A 16,098-nucleotide genomic window follows, 5' to 3' on the forward strand; every position below is an offset into this window, starting at 1 on the left:
CCGACCGGTCCGTCCCTTTTCAGCGTCTCCAGCGCCCGCCGTGGCCTGATCACGTGCCTCACCGGCTCTCGGGAGCTCGCTCACCCCGCGAGCCCCCTCAAGTCGCAGTACTCGCGCGCGACTCCGCCCACTTCCGCGGACTCGACAGGAGGCGGCGTCGCCGTCCGGGCCCGCTCGACTCCCCGCGACCTGCCCGGCCCGTCCAGCCCTCTCCAGCGCCCGCCGTGGCCGGACCAGGTGCCTCACCGGCTCCCGGGAGCCCGCTCACCCCGCGAGTCCGCAGAAGTCGCCGTACTGGCGCGCGACTCTGCCGACTCCCGCGTGGTCGGCGGGAGGCGGGCAGACGCAGAACCGCCGCCGTCGAGGGGACGACGGCGGCGGTTCTGCGCGCGGGGAGCGGATCAGGTCACGGCGTGCAGGCCACGTTCCCGATCAGGTCCTTCCCGGAGTTGGAGCAGCTCAGCGTGTTTCCGCTGGTGGACCAGTTGGACGGCTGGTGGAGGTAGACCACCGCGTTGCTGGTCTTCAGCGCGAGGTTGCCGCTGATGGTGTTGTCGTTGCCCGAGCCGTCGGCGCGGGTGATCACCTGGTAGCCGTAGGTGGTGGTGCCCGCGGCGGAGTTGCCCGCGGCCAGCCAGCTGTTGCCCGAGACCAGGATCAGCGAGACGACGTCCGAGGCGAGCCGCGATCCGCCGAGGACCGTGTTCCCGATGATGTCGCCGTCGAGGGTGCCCTCCTTGGCCTCGATCGGCTCGGCGCCGGTGTCGCTGATCGCGTTATCCACGACCGCGATGCGGGCCGTGCGGTCAGGGTTGCAGCTGTTGTACTCGCACCAGTTGCGGTCGGAGGTGCCGACGTAGACGCCCTCGCCGTACTTGGCGGAGACGAGGCCGGTGCGGCGGATGGTGCTGCCGACGATCAGGGAGTCGGTGGTCTGGTTGCGGAAGTGGACCGCCTCGTAGCCGATCTCACTCACCGTCAGGCCGGCCATCTGGACGCCCTTGCTGGCGAGCACCTGGATGCCCTGGAAGGAGCTGCGGACCGAGAAGCCCACGAGGTGCACGTCGCTCACCGTGTTCAGGATGAGCGCGGTGCCGCTCGAGGTGGATCCGGAGGTGAGGACCGCGTTGGGCGAGCCGCAGATCCAGATCGACCCGGGCTGGGCGGCGGTGCCGCGGAGGGCGAACTTGCCGGTGTAGACGCCGTCGGCCAGGCGGATGACGTCGCCGGAGGAGGGGTTGGTCAGGGCCGTGACGAGCTGCGCCGAGGTCGACACCGTCTTGGTGGCGGCGGGGCAGTCGAATGCCGCGAGCAGCGAGGCCCGGGAGGCGAGGAGGTCGGCCGTGGTGGTGGCCGACTCCTTCAGCCGCGAGTCGCGGCCGGCGTCGTCGGTCGCCGTGACGGTGTACGTGTAGGCGCGTCCCGCCTCGGCGGTCTCGTCGCGGTACTGGCGCACCGGGTCGGCGACGGTGCCGACGACCGTGTCGCCGGAGCCGTCCTCGTTCGAGCGGTGCACGTCGTACGAGACGACCCGGGAGCTGAAGGGCGCGTCCCAGGCGACGGTGTAGCCGTCGGTCAGGGGGGAGAGCTCCACGGCGTCGGTCGCGAGGCCGTCCTCGGCGAGGACGAACGCGTCGATGATCAGGTTCTTGTCGGTCGACTGGGAGTTCTTCGTCCCCGTGTAGGAGATGGTCACGGTGTGCGTGCCCTCGGCGAGGTCGGTCGTCTCGTAGACCGGCACCTGGTACTGCGCGGTCGAGCTGTAGCGGTCGACCTTGGTGACGGGTCCGCCGTCGACCGAGACCGCGGCGATGCCGGAGGAGGAGGTCTTCCGGCTGATCCAGCGCCACGACGTGCCGACGAAGGTGAACTTCACCGATCCGGCGGAGGTCAGGTACTTCATCCCGCCGCCGCTGTCGCCGCCCGCCATCGATCTCCACGAGCCGGTGTACTGAAGCGCGGGGTCGGTCTCCTGCACGAGGAGGCTGGTCGCTCCGGAGGGGTCGAGCACGGGGCCGTCGTCCTCGCCGCCGCCGGTCTCGTCGGTCGGCTCCTCGGTGGCGGGAGTCGCGCGGGTGATGTCGAACGCGTCGATGACGAGGTTCTTGTCGCTCGCGGAGCTGTTGGCCGTGCCGCTCCAGGCGATCTTGACCGTGTGGACGGTGTCGGCGAGGTCCTTCTTCGTGAACACCGGGACCTGGTACGCCGTGGTCTTCGTGTACCGGTCGACCGAGGTGCTCGCGCCGTCGACCGTGACGGTGGCGATGCCGGCGGAGGCGGTGGTGCGGCTGACCCAGCTGAAGCCGGTGCCGCGGAAGCTGAACGAGACGGAGCCGGTGCTGTTGAGGAACTTGATCCCGCCGCCGCTGTCGCCGCCCGTCATCGTGCGCCACGAGCCGCTGTAGGTCAGCGAGGAGTTCGTCTCCTGGATCCGCGTGCTCTGCCCGGCGCCCGGGTCGAGAGTGGCCGCGGAGGCGGCGGGCGCCGTGAGGGGGGCGACCAGGATGCCGAGAGCGGCGATCAGAGCGGTGGTGAGGGAGAGGCGTGCGCGTCGTCGGCGAGGGCGGGTCGGGTCTGGCGTCGTCTGAGGATTCACGATCGGCTCCGGGTCTTCGAGGGGGCGTCGGGGGCGGTTCGAGGGGGCTGCTCAAGGGGGTGGTGCTGGTCCTCCCGACGCTATAGACGGGCCTTGCGACTGGTGGCTGGATGAGACGGATTCAGGTTGTAGTGCCCCATTCGGGCGTGGTGGTCGGGCTTGTATCAGCGATTCCGCTGAAGGACTGGCGAACCGCCGCGCGTGCGTGTACACGGAACGGTCACACGCGCTGTCGACGACGGATCGGAGGGCGGACGTCGGATCGGGAGGGGACTCCGGGGATGCCCGTCCGCGGAGTGGACGGGGGGGAGTGCTGCTCGGTCGAGGAACGGCGACCCTATCCGGCGACTCTGGACACGGCCCCGGGCCGGGCCGCTGGGCGAGAGAATTGACCGGGCGTTCACCGGGCCGACCCCGCGCCGAAACACTGCGATGATGGGCTCTCCACTGGTGATCGCCGTCGCACCCGCGTCGCGGATCACCCGCCGCGGGCGAGCGGCGGTCCCGACGAGAGGGAGGACGCGATGGACACGGCCACGACCGCGACCGGCGACCGCCCGTCCACCCCGCCGTCCCGGGAGCGCCCGAGACGCCACCGGAGCCGCGCTCGCACCGTGATCGGACGGCTCCTGCTCGTCCCCCTCGTGGTGCTCGCCCTCTTCGGCGCCGGGATCCCGCTCTACGTCACGCCCCCGATCGACCCGATCCCCGAGCAGGCGGACGCGGTCTTCGTGCTCGGCCCGTCCACGAGGGCGCGCGTCGAGTTCGCCCGCCGGATCATCACCTCCGGAGCGACGGACACGATGGTGCTCTCGGTCGGCCCCGGCGAGATGAACGCTCCCTACGAGGCCAAGAAGTACAAGAAGTGCAACGAGCCCGGCGGCGACGTCCTCTGCTACTCCGCCGACCCGCTCACGACCCAGGGAGAGGCCCGGCAGCTGCGCGACATGGCCGAGCAGTACGGCTGGGACCACGTCATCGTGATCACCAACGCCTCCCACCTCGTGCGCGCCGAGATGATCATCGAGCGCTGCTACTCCGGCGAGCTCTCGATGGTGCCCTCGGGGGAGCCGATGGGCCTGGACTACCTGGTGAACCAGTACGTCTACCAGACGGGCGCGTTCCTCAAGGCCTTCCTGGTCACCAACGGCTGTTGACGCGAGCACTCCTCCTCGAGCCGCCGAGCCCGCCTGCGCTAGTCTGCCCGGGGCGCCATCGGCCCCGAGCCCGCTCCTGCGGAGCCCGGCCGGCCCGGCCCACGACGGCAGCGCGGCAGGAGGATCGACCGGGGAGACCCGCGACGCTCCCCGCTCCGCACCGGTCACCCCCACGCGAACCCCTCCGAAAGGCCCGCCCGTGACACCTGCCCGATCGATCTTCGCCGTCGGCCGCGGCCAGTACGAGAACATCGGCGACATCATCCTGCGTCGCCAGCTCCTCGACTGGCTCCGCGAGTCGGGTCCGCTCCACGTCTACGTGGGCCACTCGCCGTGGGGCTACGACGACGGCCTGCGCCTGGGCCCGGACGACACGGTGTACCGCTCGCTCCTGCGCTGGTACGCGGCGCTCGCTCGCGAGGCCCTCGCCGGCCGGGCGAACTCGGTGTTCAAGCCAGGAGAGATCCAGCTGACCCTGATCGGGATGAAGGAGCACCTCGTGATGCTCCCGGGCATCGCCCTGGTGCGCCTCGGCGGCGGCCGCGTGATCCGCGCCGGCGTGGGCACCCGCAACTTCGCCCCGCTGCCCCGCGCGATCATGTGGCCCTCGATGGCGCTCTCGAGCTACACCCGCTGGCGCGACGACAAGACGGCTGGCTACATGCGCGTCGGCGCCGCCATGCCCGACCTCGGCTACGGCGAGGGCTCGAGCGACGCGGAGCTGACCGCGTTCGCCGCGCAGCCCGACGAGGAGCGGCGCGTTCTGGTCCTCTCCCTCCGCGAGGACCACGAGGTGGACGCCCGCCCCTATCCCGAGCAGGAGTGGCTGGCCGCGATCAAGGGCTTCGCCGAGCGCGAGGACCTCGACATCGTCGTGGTCACGCAGGTCGCCGTCGACGCCGAGCGCTCCCGCCGTCTCGCCGCCGACCTCGACGCGGACATCCTCGACTGGGATCCGGCGCACACCCACGACGAGCACGAGATCCTGCTGCGCGAGCTCTACCGCACGGCCCGCGTCGCGATGAGCGACCGGCTGCACGTGATCATCATGGCGTTCACCGAGGGCGCGGCCCCGGTGAGCCTGCAGATGGACGGATCGACGAAGGCCTCGCGCCACTTCGAGACCATCGGGATCCACGACGTCACGGTCGACATGTCCCGGACGACCCCGGCCGCCGGCGTCGAGACCTTCTCCGCCGTCGTCGCCCGCCGGAGCGAGCTGCTCGAGAAGCTGCTCGTCGCCCGCGGGCGCCTCCGCGGCGTCCGCGACGACATCCAGGCGCTGCTCGCCGTGCCGCCCCGCAGCCGCCCGGTCGCCGCGGCAGCCCCTGCCGGCCCGAAGACGCGGGTGTACCACGTCGGCCGCAGCGGAGAGGTCCCCGGAGGCATGACGCAGGTCGTCAACGGGTACCTCCGCTGGCCGTTCGAGCGCTCGGACGTCCGGGTGATCTCCTCCCGGACCGCTCCGGGCGAGCACGTCGCCGCGGCCCGCCTGGCCGCCGGCGCCGCCGCCCGCATCGTCGCGATCGCGCGCCGGGAGCCCGGCGCCGTGATCGTCGTCCACCTCTCGGAGCGCGGCTCGTTCCTCCGCGAGGGGTCCCTCCTCCGCCTCGCGCACCGTCTCGGACTGCGCACGGTCGCCCACCTGCACGGCAGTGAGTTCGCCGCCTTCACCGCCGCGCACCCGCGCCTGGTGAAGGACGTGCTGCGCAGCGCGGACGAGATCATCTCGCTCTCGGAGGAGACCTCGGCGATCTGCCGCCGCTACGTCCCCGCCGAGCGCGTGCACCTCGTGCCCAACGCGCTCGAGCAGGGCACCCCGCGCGAGAAGACCCGCACCGTCGTCTTCGGCGGCGTCGTCAGCCACCGCAAGGGCGTCGACGTGCTGCAGAAGGCGTGGGCGCAGGTCGAGGGCAAGGAGGGCTGGCGCCTGCTGGTCGCCGGTCCGATCCGCGAGCCGGAGGTCGTCGACCGCGGCGTCCCGGGGATCGAGTTCCTCGGCTCGCTCGAGAACGCCCGCCTGCTCGCCCTGCTCGACGAGGCGTCCATCGCCGTCCTGCCCTCGCGCGACGAGGCGATGCCGATCTTCATCCTCGAAGCCCTCGCCCGCGACGCCGCCGTCGTCTCGACCGCGGTCGGCGGCATCCCCGAGGTCCTCGGCGACGGCTGCGGCCGCGTGGTCGCGCCCGGAGACGTGGAGGGCCTCGCCGCCGCGCTGACCGAGCTCATCACCGACGAGGACGCCCGTGCCGAGGTCGTCGAGAAGGCCGGGGCGCGCTTCCGCGAGCGCTTCTCCGCCGACGCCGTGTTCCCGCGGGTCGAGGAGGTCTGGCTCGGCTGAGCCGCCTGCGACTTCGCCCCGGATCGCGCCCCGGGCCCCGCTCCGGGCCTGGGCGGAGCCGCGGGAGCGTAAAATCGCTGGAGTCCGCGTCGCCGTGCCGTCGCGCGCCCAGCCGTCCGCTCCCGGACGCCTTCTCCCTCCATCCCAGAGAGGCTCGACCGTGGCCATCGCCGCCGACTCCGACCGCCGCCTGTGGACCCTGCCCCTCGCGCGCGCCGTGATCGCGGCGGTCGCCGGCTGCGTCGTCACCTTCTCGCCCGACCACGGGCCCGCCTTCGGCCTCGCCGTCTTCGGCGGCTTCGCGATCGCGACCGGCGCCGTCTCGCTCGCCCTCGGGCTCCGCAGCTGGAGCGGCCGGGCCCGCCCGCTCGCCCTCGGCTCCGCGGTGCTCACCCTGGTCGCCGGAGTCGCGGCGCTCGTCGCGCTCCCGGTCGCCAACCTGCTCTCCTTCGTCGCCCTCGTCGCCGGCTGGGCGCTGCTCTCCGGCTTCCTCGAGTTCTCGAGCGGCCGCCGCGGTCAGGGCCTCGCCGCCCGCGACTCCGTGATCGTCGGTGTCGGCACGATGCTGCTCGGCGCCGCCTTCGGACTCCTCCCGCCCCACCCCGTCGTCACCGTCGGCCTCCTCGGCGCCTACGCCGTGATGGTCGCCGTGTTCCTCGCCATCGCGGCGTTCTCGCTCAAATGGGCCGCCGGCGCCGACGCAGCCACCGGACACGATCCCGTCGCCCCCACGACACCGACCTCCGGAGGAGACCGATGACCGCCGAAGGCCAGCAGCCCGACCCCGCCTCTCCCGCCGACCGCGCCTCGGCGGCCGACGCCGCCCCGGCGCGCGACCCCGGCGAGTTCACGCCCCGCACGTTCCAGCCGACCCGTAAGGACCGCCTGCGCCCGCTCGAGCTCATCGGCTTCTCCGCGGTGATGGCGGCCTTCGTCGGCCTGGTCGTCATGCTCTCGACCCGCGAGCCGGTCGTCGCGCTCATCTCGTTCGGCGTCGCCTTCATCGTCGTGCTCGTCGCGATCGCCATGTTCTCGCTGACCTTCAAGCCGGACGAGGCCGAGATCGCGGACATCGACGAGCAGGACTCCGCACACTAGGCGAGGGACGGCTCCGCCGCTCCCAGTCGGCCGGGAGCACGCCGCGCGGGCGGATAGTCCCTTCCGCCGCGCATGCTGATGGAGCAGCCCGGAGGGCGTCTCGAGATCCCGCCTGCGCATGCGGGCGCCGCTTCCGCGTCGGTGGTCGCGCGTAGCGTGCGGAGGGTGGCGGAGGCGATCGGGCGGTGGTGGCAGCGGCGGCGGTTCTCGCGCGGCGCCGACGTCCCCTACGCGGTCGGCACCTACCGGGAGGCGTGGGCGTCCTACCCCGTCCTGGTGCGGCAGTACCGGCCCGAGTACAACGAGGGCATCGTGCTCAGCCAGATCCCGCCCGCGGCCGACGTGTACCTGTGCTGGCTCTGCGACGCCGGGCATGTCTTCGTCGCCACCCCCGAGGAGCAACGCCACCGTCCCGGCCGGGAGCGGCGCCGCTCCTCCTGGTGCCCCGACTGCGCCGAGCTCGCCTCGCCGCGCCTGCCCAGGGCCGCGCCGATGATCGGCGGCCGGCTCGCCGAGGTGCTCGCGCCGACGGCCGCCCCCGACGACGACTCCTTCGTCCTCCTGGCGCCACCCGCCGTGATCGCGCGAGGGCTCCCGACGTCCGTGTCACCCACCGGCCGCGGGTCCGCGTCACCCGCCGACCCGAGCGGATCCGCGCGCGCCGCGTCGTCGACTCCTCCGTCCGCTCGATCCACCCCTCCAGCTGCCGCCGCTCGGGCCGCCCGCGTGTGCCCGAAGACGCCGGACCTCCCCGTCGGCGAGCCCTTCGCGAGCCGGTGCGCGCCTCCTCCCGCCTCCGCCGTCGAGGCGCGGCTCCGGGCTCTCCTCGCCGAGCGGCTCGTCTTCGACCCGGCGCACACGGCGGTCCGTCTGAAGCGGCCGTTCTTCGAGCACTGCGAGGCGTGGCCCGACCTGGTGCTCGGCGAGCTGCGCGTCGCGATCGAGTACGACTCCACCGGCCGTCACGGACTCGAGCACGTCGGGCACCGCGAGGAGGCCGACCGGCGGAAGGACCGCGCGCTCCGCTCCGCCGGGTGGGAGGTGGTGCGCATCCGCACGGGGAAGCTGCTGCCGCTCGGCCCCCACGACCTGGTCGCCACGGGAGTCACGGCCGCGCTGGCGGACCGTCTGGTCGACCGGCTCCGCGATGTCCGTGGTCCGCTGCTCGTCGACGCCTGGGGGCGCTGAGCGCGTCGTGCGGCGGCTGCGGGACGGTCCTCGGGGGACCCGTCCCCGGCGCGCCCTCCCCGGCGCTCCGTCCCGGTGTCCGGCTCGGCGGAGCGGGACCCGTGGATGCAGTGCCGGCGAGCGGGAACCGTCGAGTGGGAGCCGGCGAGTCGGAGCGGTCGAGTCGCAGCCGCCCGCTCGCAGCCGACGCGTCAGAGCCGCAGGGCCAGCGCCTCGCTGCGCCAGCGGCGGTGCAGGGCCCAGGGGTCGGGCTCCCCGGCGCGCACGGTCTCGATGTGGGCGTCGAGCGCGGGGCTGCGCGCGAACCACTCGGTGCGCTCCAGGCGCTCGTCGGCGAACTGGGCGTGCCGGTGCTGCTCGAGTGCTCGCCCGCCGCGCTCGAACGCGAGGAGCTCCTCGTGCCGGAGCCGGTGGAGGCGCTGCCGGGGATTGCCGCTGGTGCCGATCTTGATCCGCTCGCCGAAGCGGATGTAGTAGACGACGTCGACCCGGGGCGGCGGGAGCTCGCCGTCTGGAGCATCGCCGAGCCGCCACTCGCAGGCGGCGCAGAGCCAGGCGGAGGGGAGCCGGACGCCCAGGCGGGACCCGCACGCCGCGCACGGCGAGGGCAGGGCGTCGATCACGCCGTCCTCGCGGGCGACCCAGTCGTGCGCGAGCTCGAGGTGCGCCGCGCAGAGCGCGAGGGGGGCGCCCGTCTCGGCCGAGGAGGCGCACCCTCCGATCGCGCACGCTGACATGCCGCCGACGCTAGGTGCGACCCCCGACATCGCGCCGCCGTCGACCGCGCCGCCGCGAGCACGCAGGAGTCGGAGTGCTCGCTCTCGAGGACGGCGGCACCCGCGCGCTCGCTGCCCGGCGGATCAGCTCAGGCGGTCGACCAGCGACGAGGCGAGGCCCGTGTAGCCGCCCGGCGTCAGCGCCAGCAGGCGCTCCTTCGCCGCGTCGCCGATGTCGAGACCCTGCACGAAGACGGCGAGGTCGTCGGCACCGAGGCGCTTGCCGCGGGTCAGGTCCTTCAGCAGCGCGTACGGGTCGGTGATCGAGGAGCGGCCGGCCGCCACCTCTGCGCGGATCACCGTCTGGATCGCCTCGGCCAGCACCTCCCAGTTGCCGTCGAGGTCGGCGGCGAGGGCGGTCGGGTCGAGGTCGATCTCGAGCAGGCCGCGGGCGATGTTGTCGAGGGCGAGGAGGGAGTGGCCGAACGCGACGCCGATGTTGCGCTGCGTGGTCGAGTCGGTGAGGTCGCGCTGGAGGCGCGAGGTGACCAGGGTCTGCGCGAGCGAGTCGAGCAGGGCGCTGGAGAGCTCGAGGTTCGCCTCGGCGTTCTCGAAGCGGATCGGGTTGATCTTGTGCGGCATCGTGGACGAGCCGGTCGCCCCGGCCTGGGGGATCTGCCGGAAGTAGCCGAGCGAGATGTAGGTCCAGACGTCGGTGCAGATGTTGTGCAGGATGCGGTTCGCGTGCGCGGCCCTGCCGTAGAGCTCGGCCTGCCAGTCGTGCGACTCGATCTGGGTGGTCAGCGGGTTGAAGACGAGGCCGAGGGAGGTGACGAACTCCTCCGCGAGGGCGGGCCAGTCGGTGCCGGGGTCGGCGGCGAGGTGCGCGGCGAACGTGCCCGTCGCTCCGCTGAACTTGCCCAGGTACTCCGTCGCCTCGATCTGCGCGACGACCCGCTCGAGCCGGTACGCGTAGACGGCGAACTCCTTGCCCATCGTGGTCGGGGTCGCGGGCTGGCCGTGGGTGCGGCTGAGCATCGACTCGTCGCGGTAGCGGACGGCCAGATCCCGGAGCGACGCGACGACCGAGCGCAGCTTCGGCAGCCAGATCTCGCCGACGGCCTGGCGGACCACGATCGCGTAGGAGAGGTTGTTGATGTCCTCGCTGGTGGCGGCGAAGTGGGTGAGCTCGGCGATGCGCTGCAGTCCCAGCTCCTCGAGCCACTGGCGGACGAGGTACTCCACGGCCTTCACGTCGTGGCGGGTGCGGGCCTCGAGGGCGGCCAGCTCGTCGATCTCGGGCTGGCCGAAGTCGCGGGCGCGGCGGCGCAGCTCCTCGGCGGTCGCCGCGTCGACGGGCTCGGAGCCGAAGAGGCGGCGGTCGGTCAGCGCCAGCAGCCACTCGACCTCGACGTGCACCCGCGCGCGGTTCAGCCCCGCCTCCGAGAGGTACTCGCCGAGCGACGAGACGGCACCGCTGTAGCGGCCGTCGAGAGGGCTCAGCGGCTGGGTGGGGAGCGAGGTCATGCGGTGGTGCCTTCCGGTTCTCAGGTGTCCTGCGCGAGGGCGGCGCGCGCGTCGGTGGAGTCGGGGCGGACCGAGCGGTTGCCGCGCAGTCCTGGTTCGATCTGGGCGAAGAGGGCCCGGCAGGCGCGCTCGATGAGCGCGAGCACCGAGTCGAACGCCGCCGCATCGGAATAGTAGGGGTCGGGGACGTCGCCCTGCGGGGAGAGGCCGGGCTCGAAGTCGAGCAGGCGGCGGATCTTCTGCCGGTCGACCTCGGTGCGCGCCCAGGAGCGCAGCGCGCGCTCGTGCCCGTGGTCGAGCGCGACGACCAGGTCGAACTCGGCGAAGCGGGACGGGTCGAAGAGCTGGGCGCGGTGGCGGCCCCCGTCGAAGCCGTGCCGCTCCAGCGCCGCGAGGGCGCGGCTGTCGGCGTGCTCGCCGAGGTGCCACTCGCCGGTGCCGGCCGAGCTGATCTCGATCGCGGAGCCGAGCCCCGCCTGCTCCGCCAGGGAGCGCAGCACCACCTCGGCCATCGGCGACCGGCAGATGTTGCCGGTGCAGACGAAGCACACGGCGAAGGCCGAGGGCGCAGGGGAGTCGGGGGTCACCCGCCCATCATGGCGCACCGCGGCTCCTCCACAGCAGGCCGATCGCGGCCGCCGTCCACCGATGGCGCGCGACGCCTCCCGGGCGGCGGCGGCGTGGCCGATGCTGACTGCCGAGCCCGCGGTGTCAGCCCTGACGGCGGCGGAGGAAGGGGCGCAGGAGGAGGCCGATGAACCAGTTCACCAGGGCGAGCACGAGGGCGCCGAGCACGCCCCACCAGAAGCCGTCCACGACGAGGCCGAAGCCGAAGAGGCCGCTGATCCAGGCGGTCAGGAGCAGCAGGAGGCCGTTGACGAGGAACGAGACCAGGCCGAGCGTCAGCACGTACAGGGGGAACGCGACCACCCGCACCACTCCGCCGACGACGGCGTTGACGACGCCGAAGATCACCGCCACCAGCAGGTACGTGAGGACCGCCGCGGCGGGGCCCTCCTCGTACGGGTCCACGCGCACGCCCGCCACGACCAGGGTCGTGAGCCAGATCGCGACGGCGTTGGTCAGGAGGCCGAGGAGGAGTCTGCTCATGCCTCCACTATCCCCGCAGGCGGGGCGGGCCGCGAGCCGGGGCTCAGGTGAGGGGCCCGCCGATGGTCGGCTCGGGCGCAGGAGTGCAGAGGCGGGGGTCGTCGGCGCAGGTCCGCGGAGGGAGCACCGCGGTGGGCTCGGGCTGCGGCAGGGGCTCCGCCGTCGGCTGCGGGGCCACGGTCGGCTCGGGAGCGGGCGCGGGAGCCGGCTCCGGAGCCGGGGGATCGGGCGTCGGCTCCTGGGTGGGCGCGGGCGCCGTGGTCGGCCGGGGAGCGGCGGGAGGCGCGGGGCGCGGAGGAGGAGCGAATCCGCTGCCCGGCTCCGGGACCAGCGGCTCGCGCGCCTCGATCACGGCGACGGCCAGCGGAGCGACCGCGGCTCCCGAGGCGAGGGCGCTCCGGAGCTGCTCGACCGCGTCGGTCAGCACCGCCCGCCGGGACGTCGATCCGCGACCGGAGGCGAGGGTCGACGTGGCGAGGCCGAGCACGCGCTCGGCCAGCGCCGTCCGCTGCTCCCCGGCCGCGGTCGTCGCGGTGATGATGGCGTCGGCCGAGACTCCCTCGAGCGCTGCGTTCAGGGATCCGATCGCCACCAGCAGATCGGTGCGGGCCGCGCCCGCGACGGTGCCGTCGGTCGCGGTGAGGAGCGCGAGCGAGTCGTCCCGCAGCGCGAGGCCGGCCTCGCGCGCGGCAGTGTAGGCCGGGGGAGCGGCGACGTCGATGGACGTCTCCCGGAGAGTCGGGGTCGCCTGTGTGCCCTCCGCGGAGGGCGTGCATCCGGTGAGCGCGCCGGCGGCGACGAGCAGGGCGATCGCGGCCGTGGCGCCCCGGAGGAGCGGGCGCGCACCCCCGCGCCGCTCGGCTCGCCCTCGACTCCGCATCACTGCACCCTAATCGGGGGACGGCCGCCGTGGGCGCCGGTCAGTGGGGCGGTTCGCGCATCCGAGACCCGGGTCGGCCGCACCTCCGGGCCGCACCCACGGCACTCGACCGGTGGGAAGGGGGCCCGGCGCACACCCGTCGAGGGCGGGGGACGGCGCGCGCGGAACGGCGAGGCGCCCGCCGCCGCGCCGCCTAGCATGGGGCGGGTGACCGACCAGCAGGAGCCTCCCGTCCGCCTCCGCCCCGAGATCCTGGCGCTCCCCGCCTACAAGCAGGGCCGCGCGGCCGCCGCCGACGCCTTCAAGCTCTCCTCCAACGAGAACCCGTTCGACCCGCTGCCCTCCGTGCTCGCGCGGGTCCGCGAGGTGGACGACTTCAACCGGTACCCGGACGCGGCGGCGACCGTCCTGCGCACAGCGCTCGCCGCGGAGTACGGCGTCCCGATCGAGGAGGTGATCGTCGGAGCCGGCTCCGTCGCGGTCATCGCCCAGCTCATCACCGCGGCGGCGGGCCCGGGCGACGAGGTCGTCTACGCCTGGCGCTCGTTCGAGGCGTACCCCTCGCTCGTCACGACCGCGGGCGCCACCAGCGTGCGCGTGCCGCTCCGCGCCGACGACACCCACGACCTCGACGCCATGGCGCAGGCCGTCACCGAGCGCACCCGCCTGCTGATCGTCTGCAGCCCCAACAACCCCACCGGCACCGTCGCCACCGCCGACGACGTCGAGGCGCTCCTCGAGCGCGTCCCGGGAGACGTCCTCGTGCTCCTCGACGAGGCGTACGCCGAGTTCGTCGACGACGAGCGGGCCGTGGACGGCACCCGCCTGCTCGGCCGCTACCCGAACCTCGTGATCGCCCGCACCTTCTCCAAGGCGTACGGCCTCGCCGGCCTCCGCGTCGGCTACGCGATCGGCCACGCGCGGATCCTCGACGCCGCCCGCTCCACCGCCATCCCGCTCTCGGTCACCCGGTTCGCCGAGACCGCGGCGGTCGCCTCCCTCGAGCACCGCGAGGAGCTCCTCGAGCGCGTCCACCGCATCACCCGCCTCCGCGACGACCTCTGGCGGGCGCTGCTCGACCAGGGCTGGACGATCCCGGAGTCGCAGGCGAACTTCCTCTGGTTCGACACCCGCGAGGACACGGCGCGGGCCGCCGAGGTCTTCGAGCGCGCCGGGGTCGTGGTCCGCGCGTTCCCGCCGGAGGGGATCCGAGTCTCCGTCGGCGAGGCGCGCTCTGTCGACAAGCTCCTCAGCGCGGCGGCCGAGATTGTGGCTTCCCTCCCCGAGGGCCACCCCGCGAGACGGATAGGTTAGTCGGGTGGTAGCCACCAGCACGGAGTCGCCGACTGTCCAGTTCCTCTCCGCGGACGGGCGGTTCTCGCCGACCCCCGCGGCCGAGCAGTACGCCTCCTACCTCGACGGGGTGGACGAGGCGCAGCACCGCTCCTTCTACCGCGAGATGGCGGTGGTCCGCCGCTTCGACACCGAGGCCGCGAACCTGCAGCGCCAGGGCCAGCTCGGACTGTGGGTCCCGAGCCACGGCCAGGAGGCGGCGCAGGTCGGCTCCGCGTTCGCGATGCGCCCGCAGGACCACGTGTTCCCCTCCTACCGCGAGCACGTCGTCGGCAAGATCCGCGGCATCGACCTGCTCGGCGTCCTCGCGCTCCTGCGCGGCACGACGCACGGCGGCTGGGACCCGACCGACCCGACCAACGGGAACTTCCACCTCTACACGCTGGTGCTCGGCTCGCAGGCCCTGCACGCGACCGGCTACGCGATGGGCCTCACCCTCGACGGAGCGACCGGCACGGGCGACCCCGAGAAGGACGCGGCCGTCGTCGTCTACTTCGGCGACGGCGCCTCCAGCCAGGGCGACGTCAGCGAGGCGATGGTCTTCGCCGCGAGCTACCAGGCTCCCGAGGTCTTCTTCCTCCAGAACAACCACTACGCGATCTCGGTCCCCGTGGCCACGCAGTCGCGCAGCCCCCTCTACCTCCGCTCCTCCGGCTTCGGCATCCCCGGCGTGCAGATCGACGGCAACGACGTGCTCGCGAGCTACGCGGTCACCGCCAAGCACCTGCAGGACGCGCGCTCCGGCGGCGGTCCCCAGTTCATCGAGGCGCTGACCTACCGGATCGGCGCGCACACCTCGAGCGACGACCCGACGAAGTACCGCACCGACGACGAGCTCGCCTCGTGGGTCGCGAAGGATCCGATCACCCGCTTCGCCGCGTTCCTGCGGAGCGAGGGCGTGGAGCAGTCCTTCTTCGACGAGGTCGACGAGGAGGCGAAGGACTTCGCGTCCGACATCCGCCGCCGCCTCCTCGCCCTCGAGGTCCCACCCACGGGCGTCATGTTCGACCACGTCTACTCGGAGCCGCACGTGCTCGTCGAGGAGCAGAAGGCGTGGCTGCAGCGCTACGAAGAATCGTTCGGAGGCGAGTGATGACGATCGACACCAGCACGACGGCCGCGCAGCCGCCCCTCACCGGGTCGCAGCTCGAGTCCATGTCCATGGCCAAGGCGCTCAACGCCGGCCTCCGCCGAGCGATGACGCAGGACGACCGCGTCCTCCTGATGGGCGAGGACATCGGCCCCCTGGGCGGCGTCTTCCGCATCACCGAGGGCCTGCACGCCGAGTTCGGGGCGAAGCGCGTGCTCGACACGCCGCTCGCCGAGTCCGGCATCGTCGGCACTGCGATCGGGCTCGCGATGCGCGGCTTCCGCCCGGTCTGCGAGATCCAGTTCGACGGGTTCATCTACCCGGCGTTCGACCAGATCACCTCGCAGCTGGCCAAGATGACCAATCGCCACGAGGGCGCGATCACCATGCCCGTCGTCATCCGCGTGCCCTACGGCGGGCACATCGGAGCGGTCGAGCACCACCAGGAGAGCAACGAGGCGTACTTCGCGCACACCGCGGGCCTGCGCGCGGTCAGCCCGTCGACTCCCAACGACGCCTACTGGATGATCCAGGAGGCCATCGCCTCGGACGACCCCGTCATGTTCTTCGAGCCCAAGAGCCGCTACTGGCCCAAGGGCGACGTCGACCTCAGCGGTTCCGCCGCGCCGCTGCACGCCAGCCGCGTCGTCCGCCCGGGCACCGAGGTCACGCTGGTCGGCTGGGGCCCGATGGTCGCCGTCCTCCTCCAGGCCGCCGAGCTCGCGGGCGAGGAGGGCACGAGCGTCGAGGTCGTCGACCTGCGCTCGCTCTCCCCGATCGACTGGGAGCCGCTGCTCGCGTCGGTCCGCAGGACCGGCCGGCTCGTCGTCGCGCAGGAGGCGTCCGCGAACGTGAGCCTCGGCTCCGAGATCGCGGCGACCGTCACCGAGCGCGCCTTCTTCTCGCTGGAGGCGCCGGTCCTCCGGGTCGCCGGCTTCGACACGCCCTTCCCGCCCGCCAAGGTCGAGAAGCTCTTCCTCCCCGACGTCGACCGCGTGCTCGAGGCCGTCGACCGCTCGCTCGCGTACTGACGCGCGCGACA

The 16,098-nt window shown here is 73.2% G+C and carries 14 protein-coding genes; 8 read left to right on the plus strand and 6 right to left on the minus strand.

Annotation, left to right across the window (positions count from 1 at the left end; all coding sequences use genetic code 11):
- Nucleotides 1-406: 406 nt before the first annotated feature.
- Entirely contained in the window at nucleotides 407-2,596 is a 2,190-nt protein-coding gene (locus C5C55_RS08170) for a hypothetical protein (RefSeq protein ID WP_104233545.1), read from the minus strand.
- Between the two features lie 614 nt (nucleotides 2,597-3,210).
- On the opposite strand from C5C55_RS08170, the gene C5C55_RS08175 reads away from it, so the two are divergent.
- The 5 genes from C5C55_RS08175 (at nucleotide 3,211) to C5C55_RS08195 (ending at nucleotide 8,380) form a co-directional block, all read left to right on the plus strand.
- Nucleotides 3,211-3,753, plus strand: a complete 543-nt coding sequence (locus tag C5C55_RS08175; protein ID WP_146084859.1) for a YdcF family protein — start codon at nucleotides 3,211-3,213, stop codon at nucleotides 3,751-3,753.
- Nucleotides 3,754-3,952: 199 nt separating this feature from the next.
- Complete coding sequence (locus tag C5C55_RS08180) at nucleotides 3,953-6,094, plus strand: glycosyltransferase family 4 protein (RefSeq protein ID WP_104233547.1); 2,142 nt, start codon at nucleotides 3,953-3,955, stop codon at nucleotides 6,092-6,094.
- 160 nt (nucleotides 6,095-6,254) lie between these two features.
- Nucleotides 6,255-6,854 (plus strand): DUF308 domain-containing protein, encoded by a 600-nt coding sequence (locus C5C55_RS08185; RefSeq protein ID WP_104225185.1) that lies wholly within the window; start codon nucleotides 6,255-6,257, stop codon nucleotides 6,852-6,854.
- A complete protein-coding gene (locus C5C55_RS16845) occupies nucleotides 6,851-7,192 on the plus strand; it encodes a hypothetical protein (protein ID WP_258059435.1) in 342 nt (113 codons plus the stop codon). Before C5C55_RS08185 ends, C5C55_RS16845 begins: the two co-directional genes overlap by 4 nt.
- A gap of 177 nt (nucleotides 7,193-7,369) precedes the next feature.
- A complete protein-coding gene (locus tag C5C55_RS08195) occupies nucleotides 7,370-8,380 on the plus strand; it encodes a hypothetical protein (RefSeq protein ID WP_374954234.1) in 1,011 nt (336 codons plus the stop codon).
- Between the two features lie 191 nt (nucleotides 8,381-8,571).
- Here the strand turns inward: C5C55_RS08195 and C5C55_RS08200 are convergent, their stop codons facing one another.
- The 5 genes from C5C55_RS08200 to C5C55_RS08220 form a co-directional block, all read right to left on the minus strand.
- Complete coding sequence (locus C5C55_RS08200) at nucleotides 8,572-9,117, minus strand: GIY-YIG nuclease family protein (RefSeq protein WP_104233549.1); 546 nt, start codon at nucleotides 9,115-9,117, stop codon at nucleotides 8,572-8,574.
- Between the two features lie 123 nt (nucleotides 9,118-9,240).
- The gene (gene purB, locus C5C55_RS08205) at nucleotides 9,241-10,623 is read right to left on the minus strand and encodes an adenylosuccinate lyase (protein ID WP_104233550.1); all 1,383 of its coding nucleotides are present in this window, start codon (nucleotides 10,621-10,623) and stop codon (nucleotides 9,241-9,243) included.
- Nucleotides 10,624-10,643: 20 nt separating this feature from the next.
- Nucleotides 10,644-11,210 (minus strand): low molecular weight protein-tyrosine-phosphatase, encoded by a 567-nt coding sequence (locus C5C55_RS08210; protein ID WP_181027248.1) that lies wholly within the window; start codon nucleotides 11,208-11,210, stop codon nucleotides 10,644-10,646.
- A gap of 124 nt (nucleotides 11,211-11,334) precedes the next feature.
- Complete coding sequence (locus C5C55_RS08215; protein WP_104226630.1) at nucleotides 11,335-11,733, minus strand: phage holin family protein; 399 nt, start codon at nucleotides 11,731-11,733, stop codon at nucleotides 11,335-11,337.
- Between the two features lie 43 nt (nucleotides 11,734-11,776).
- A complete protein-coding gene (locus tag C5C55_RS08220; protein WP_104233551.1) occupies nucleotides 11,777-12,613 on the minus strand; it encodes a hypothetical protein in 837 nt (278 codons plus the stop codon).
- 198 nt (nucleotides 12,614-12,811) lie between these two features.
- On the opposite strand from C5C55_RS08220, the gene hisC reads away from it, so the two are divergent.
- The 3 genes from hisC (at nucleotide 12,812) to C5C55_RS08235 (ending at nucleotide 16,087) form a co-directional block, all read left to right on the plus strand.
- Entirely contained in the window at nucleotides 12,812-13,927 is a 1,116-nt protein-coding gene (gene hisC / locus C5C55_RS08225) for a histidinol-phosphate transaminase (protein WP_104233552.1), read from the plus strand.
- Nucleotides 13,928-13,931: 4 nt separating this feature from the next.
- Nucleotides 13,932-15,059 carry a thiamine pyrophosphate-dependent dehydrogenase E1 component subunit alpha gene (locus C5C55_RS08230; RefSeq protein WP_104226633.1) on the plus strand — a complete coding sequence of 376 codons (1,128 nt, stop codon included), beginning with the start codon at nucleotides 13,932-13,934 and terminating at the stop codon, nucleotides 15,057-15,059.
- Nucleotides 15,060-15,121: 62 nt separating this feature from the next.
- A complete protein-coding gene (locus C5C55_RS08235; protein WP_181028888.1) occupies nucleotides 15,122-16,087 on the plus strand; it encodes an alpha-ketoacid dehydrogenase subunit beta in 966 nt (321 codons plus the stop codon).
- Nucleotides 16,088-16,098 lie beyond the last annotated feature (11 nt).

Origin of the sequence: Rathayibacter sp. AY1C2, assembly GCF_002931195.1 — a bacterium.
Taxonomy (GTDB): domain Bacteria; phylum Actinomycetota; class Actinomycetes; order Actinomycetales; family Microbacteriaceae; genus Rathayibacter.

Bases quoted from the DNA above. Each gene is read 5' to 3' on its own strand.
- C5C55_RS16845 (WP_258059435.1), top strand. From the start codon at position 6,851: ATGACCGCCGAAGGCCAGCAGCCCGACCCCGCCTCTCCCGCCGACCGC.
- C5C55_RS08200 (WP_104233549.1), bottom strand. From the start codon at position 9,117: ATGTCAGCGTGCGCGATCGGAGGGTGCGCCTCCTCGGCCGAGACGGGC.
- purB (WP_104233550.1), bottom strand. From the start codon at position 10,623: ATGACCTCGCTCCCCACCCAGCCGCTGAGCCCTCTCGACGGCCGCTAC.
- C5C55_RS08215 (WP_104226630.1), bottom strand. From the start codon at position 11,733: ATGAGCAGACTCCTCCTCGGCCTCCTGACCAACGCCGTCGCGATCTGG.
- C5C55_RS08220 (WP_104233551.1), bottom strand. From the start codon at position 12,613: ATGCGGAGTCGAGGGCGAGCCGAGCGGCGCGGGGGTGCGCGCCCGCTC.
- hisC (WP_104233552.1), top strand. From the start codon at position 12,812: ATGGGGCGGGTGACCGACCAGCAGGAGCCTCCCGTCCGCCTCCGCCCC.
- C5C55_RS08235 (WP_181028888.1), top strand. From the start codon at position 15,122: ATGTCCATGGCCAAGGCGCTCAACGCCGGCCTCCGCCGAGCGATGACG.